Origin of the sequence: Megasphaera cerevisiae DSM 20462, assembly GCF_001045675.1 — a bacterium.
Lineage (GTDB): Bacteria > Bacillota > Negativicutes > Veillonellales > Megasphaeraceae > Megasphaera > Megasphaera cerevisiae.
In genome coordinates, this window is record NZ_LEKT01000091.1 from 1 (window position 1) to 4,527 (window position 4,527).

Below are 4,527 nucleotides of genomic sequence, written 5' to 3' on the forward strand. Positions count from 1 at the left end.
GCTTTAACCCATGTATAGATAGTACTATCAGGAAGCCCCAGTTCCGTTGCGGCTTTGTGTCCACCAATCTCCTGAGCCAATTTTACAGCCTGTGATTTAAATTCTTGGTCATAAGTTTTTATAATTCGTTTTGCCATCTTATTTCTCCTATTCTCTATCAATTATATATCACAATCCTTGAGAATAGGGTGTCAATTTTTATTGTACAACATCAAAGCCACCTATCCGGTTCTTTGGGTAGATGCGTTATATGAGCGAATTCGTGATACGCAAAGGGTTAAAATATGGCCGTACGAGTCGTCACTGGCATTAATTTAGAGGGCAAACGTGATATTTTAGCGGTAGAGCCCATGTATGAAGAGTCTGCCGCAACGTATACGAACGTATTTGATTAGCTAAAAGAACGAGGTTTAGAGAACGTATGGCTGATCGTATCTGACGCCCATAAAGGCCTAGTAAAAGCTGCCCGAGAAGCTTTTCTTGGCTGCTCCTGGCAACGGTGCAAGGTTCATTTTATGCGAAATATATTGGCGCATGTTTCTGGTAAAAATAAAAAATCGTTTGCCGCAAAGCTTAAGCAAATCTGGCTACAGCCGGACTACGAGAGCGCTCAAAAATATGCGAATACCTTCATGAATGAGCATGAAGTTCAGTATCCGCAGGCCATATACTTGTTAGAAGAAGGCCTCGAAGAATCGCTTCAATTTTTCAGTTTCCAAGAAATTGATGCTAGAAAAATCTCATCTACAAATCTACTGGAACGATTAAATAGGGAAATCCGGTGCCGGACTAGAGTCGTTGGAATTTTCCCCAGTATGGATTCTTGTCACAAGCTATCTCATTGAGTACAGCTAAGATTGGTCCAGCGGGCATTCTTACATTAATCCTAAAATGATTACCGAGCTTCAACTACAAGTAGCAAAGACTGCTTAATCCCATTCGGAGGTTGATGGTTTTTGCGAACATTGCTTGACACTATCCAAGAAGAGTATGAACATTACTGTTTGCATTAACAGCATTAATTTCATCTTGTGATATTTGATTCTTTATACTTTCTGCAGTTCCATTTTCCAAACAAGCATCTAAAAAGTGTGTGAATTTTTCTTGTATTCCTTGTTGAGAGCAACACTTCCTGAAGCAGTCTTTAATATCCAAAAGAGATTCGATATTACTGCAATCTTTTAACATTTCGGAAATATTAATAAACAGTTTTCTTTTGTTTCCATACATTGAGGATATACCTCTATATGAATAATTCAAACTAAGCTTTCTGGTATCCGGCTATAAACAACTACTTGCTCAACTCTCAAATCAGCAGTCGCAGCCACATTTCTTCCAAAACCTCGTGTAGTGATTTTTGCATAAAGAGGACTATTAATCGTGTAAAGAGTGATGTTTCGCGAAATATTTCCTTCTGTATCTGTAGAAACATAAGTACCCGCATTCTCTCCACATAGTTCCACTTCTAACTTGGGATGGTTATCAGGATTGTGCTGATATAAATCTTTTTCACTAATTTTCATTTTCCCATTAGCAGCAGCCTCAAATGCTGTAGCAATTGTGCTTTTGCCATATCCGCTTGGTGCGACAACGATATTCGGCTGATTCGCAGTAAGGTCTACAAACGTTACCTCAAAGACATCTTTTCCTTTAATATTTTCTATTTTTATTTTATGTAATAAATTCATATATTTTCTCCATAACTTTCTTAAAAGCCCATTGTGTAACCCTCAACATTTATCCAACTGCATATTAAAAATTAATCCTGTGTCTCTATTGTTTTCCCTTTCGCTCCAACTGCTTTATACTTTTCAAGTAGTCCTGTTCCACGCTGCTAAGTGTTTTAGCTTTGTATTTCTTATATTCCGTCTGAGCCTTTTCCATTGCCTGTAAGTGGCTTACCGTGCCATTCCTGGTAAGAAGATTTTCACCTGTCGAGGTCAAAATTCCATCAAGGTGCTTTGCCCAATCTTCCATTGTCATAGGCACTTCTCGCTCTGCCTGTCTTTCGGCAAAATCAAGATATCCAGATACGAGCTGCCCCATTGCACGAAGCTCTTTTTCATCCAGATAGTTTTTTGCAATCTTTGCTTCACAGAGCGTTGGCTGGTCTCCTGAAAAAGTCATCAGGCCCATAAAGTCCTTCTCTGCATCGGCCCGATGATAGATGACCTCCGCTGCAGTTTCACCGGAAATCGCATAATGAATCTTATTCTGTACCCGTTTGAAAAATTGTATGGAGACTGCTGCGTTAGGATTGTAATCAACACTGGTTGCATAGATTTCTAATACCTGACGGTAAAATACTTTTTCAGAAACACGGATGTCACGGATTCTTTCCAGCAGCTCTTTAAAATAGTCACTGCCGCCCAGTTCTTTCAGACGGTCATCATCCATTGCAAATCCTTTTTTTATGTATTCCTTCAAGATGTTTGTTGCCCAGATACGGAATTGCACACCACGCTGGGATTTCACACGATAGCCAACTGAGATAATGACATCAAGGCTATAAAAATTAACTGGTTTATCAGAATTAGCAATGTGCAAATTTTGCACATTGCTTTCTTGTACTAATTCGCCTTCTTCAAAAACATTTTTTATATGCTTTGAAATAACGCTTCTATCTCTTTGAAACAGTTCGGCCATCTGGCTTTTTGAAAGCCATACAGTATCGTTTTCAAATGATACATCTATTTTTGTCAGACCATCTTCCGTCTGATAAATCAGCATTTCGCCGTGATTGCCCACTTAAAAATCCTCCTTTGGAGTACCTCACTCGTTTTTATTCAAACTCCTCATATGCAGTTTGGATTTTCCAAATATTATCTTTAAAAAACACATTGCAGTATTCCAAATCAAATTTTCTGTAGTCCCATGATACTTCTTTGCCAGAATACATATCCATTATTTGAGGTAAGGTACCATTCTTATCTGTTTTCTCGACCATTTCAGCAAGTTCGTAAGGCGAGGAATCCTCAATAATTCCTTTGCCTTTTCCGTCAGTAACATAGGGATAATGCGTCCCTGCTCCACGCTTCATTTCGGTCACGGACAATAATTCTATTTGAAATTCCCAGCTTGCTCCATAGTCATATTTCATACTCAACGTATCTCCCACACAAAGTTTTAAAGCAGAAATTTTTGTCCTGATTGGATCTATTACTGGCTCATCATCAAAGCCATCCTCTTCAAACATGATTTCATACCGCTTACCATTACATCGTATATTAAATAAATGGCTTGCTGTGCTTTCAAATGCAGCCAATATTGCATATCCCAGCTTTGCAACGCTGGAAACAGAAGTGATTTCTATATCTCTCCAGATACTGTCTTGAAGTTCACAGAGTCTTACTTTAAATTTGTATATATCTGCCATAATACATTTCTCCTAATCGCTCTTTTCACATTGTTGATTTCACTATCATATTCCAGCGTCTTTAATATACACAACGGTTTTATTCACAGCCCCATCTTGTTTTGATGATACAATTCATATGCTGTCCTGTTTTACCAATCTTCTTGGCAGGCTGTGCCTGTATGAGTTTATGCTCTATACACTTAAGGTGAATTGTAATAGCAATTAGGGAATGTTAGACAAATGATATTGGAAACGGGATTCAGCACAGTCTTATGCTAATTCTTTAGTGTGAACAATTAATTAATGTCTACTGCACAAAAGCCACTTTTTGACATGGCAGCCATTTTAAGGCCCGTTTTACTTTCCACAGCAGTACCTGTAGGTAAAGTGAAATTGGCATACACTTGAATAGCCTGGAGTTTGCCCAGGTTCAGTGCCAAAATAGACAGCGCTATCACACTCTGTGTCGTTTCTTTCAGATAGGTTCTGATTTCAGTAAGTCCAAACCGACGTTTCGCTAAACTGAAAGCTCGTTCTACTTCCACGCGATCGCAATTGTCTTTGTATTCTAATCGTCTATCTCTGACAGCATCTTTCTTAGGCCGTCCTAAGGCCGGCCCTGACAACCGGATACCTCTTTCTTTGCAATACGCCAGATTGACACGGTTGCGTTATATCTTATCGGCCAGCATCCGTTCTGGATAATGACCATATCGGTCTTGGTATCGTTCGATTTCTTGCGGTAGCAGCGTACTTTCATTATAAGTTTCAAAACTCTGTTGTTCTAACCGTACCATGCCGTTTATGACGCTGATATCCAGTTTGGCACCAAATTCCACAGGTGCTTTGACTTTGCCACGCACAAGCGGCCGCAAAAACGGCTGGCACAGGTTTACAATGCGGTGTTCAATACGATGGATATGATGATCATACATGTACTTCTGCTGCGCATACATCTGTTGAATTACGCTTAACTGTTGTTGATACTTGTGTGCCAGCTGTCTGCCATCTTGTAACAGATCAGCAATATATCGCTGATCTCTGGCAAGGTATTGCAATTGCTTGCCTATGCCATGCCGCAGTTTCTTTGCTTTGTTTTTCTTGGCGCGGATGATGTTCAAATAGTCCTTCCGGGCTTTGCGGCAATAGGTTCGCGGTTTCTTTCCATC

General features: G+C 39.6%; 6 protein-coding genes and 1 pseudogene. 1 reads left to right on the top strand and 6 read right to left on the bottom strand.

From position 1 onward, the window contains the following. Positions 1 to 219: 219 nt before the first annotated feature. Positions 220 to 933 (top strand): annotated as a pseudogene (locus AB840_RS14835) (IS256 family transposase); the annotation flags it as partial. A gap of 42 nt (positions 934 to 975) precedes the next feature. On the opposite strand, the gene AB840_RS14840 reads toward AB840_RS14835, so the two are convergent. The 6 genes from AB840_RS14840 to AB840_RS17335 all read right to left on the bottom strand — a co-directional run. After that, entirely contained in the window at positions 976 to 1,230 is a 255-nt protein-coding gene (locus AB840_RS14840) for a hypothetical protein (protein ID WP_048515613.1), read from the bottom strand. A gap of 26 nt (positions 1,231 to 1,256) precedes the next feature. Next, positions 1,257 to 1,688, bottom strand: coding sequence for a P-loop NTPase family protein (locus AB840_RS14845; RefSeq protein WP_048515614.1), 432 nt, complete (start codon positions 1,686 to 1,688; stop codon positions 1,257 to 1,259). A gap of 85 nt (positions 1,689 to 1,773) precedes the next feature. Next, positions 1,774 to 2,748: a virulence RhuM family protein gene (gene rhuM / locus AB840_RS14850; RefSeq protein ID WP_171969753.1), complete on the bottom strand. Its 975-nt coding sequence runs from the start codon at positions 2,746 to 2,748 to the stop codon at positions 1,774 to 1,776. A gap of 34 nt (positions 2,749 to 2,782) precedes the next feature. Continuing rightward, entirely contained in the window at positions 2,783 to 3,376 is a 594-nt protein-coding gene (locus AB840_RS14855; RefSeq protein ID WP_048515615.1) for a plasmid pRiA4b ORF-3 family protein, read from the bottom strand. 278 nt (positions 3,377 to 3,654) lie between these two features. Beyond that, positions 3,655 to 4,014 (bottom strand): transposase, encoded by a 360-nt coding sequence (locus tag AB840_RS15915; RefSeq protein WP_083615836.1) that lies wholly within the window; start codon positions 4,012 to 4,014, stop codon positions 3,655 to 3,657. Positions 4,015 to 4,029: 15 nt separating this feature from the next. Continuing rightward, on the bottom strand, positions 4,030 to 4,527 hold a 498-nt coding region (locus AB840_RS17335), incomplete at its 5' end, for a transposase family protein (RefSeq protein ID WP_461782351.1).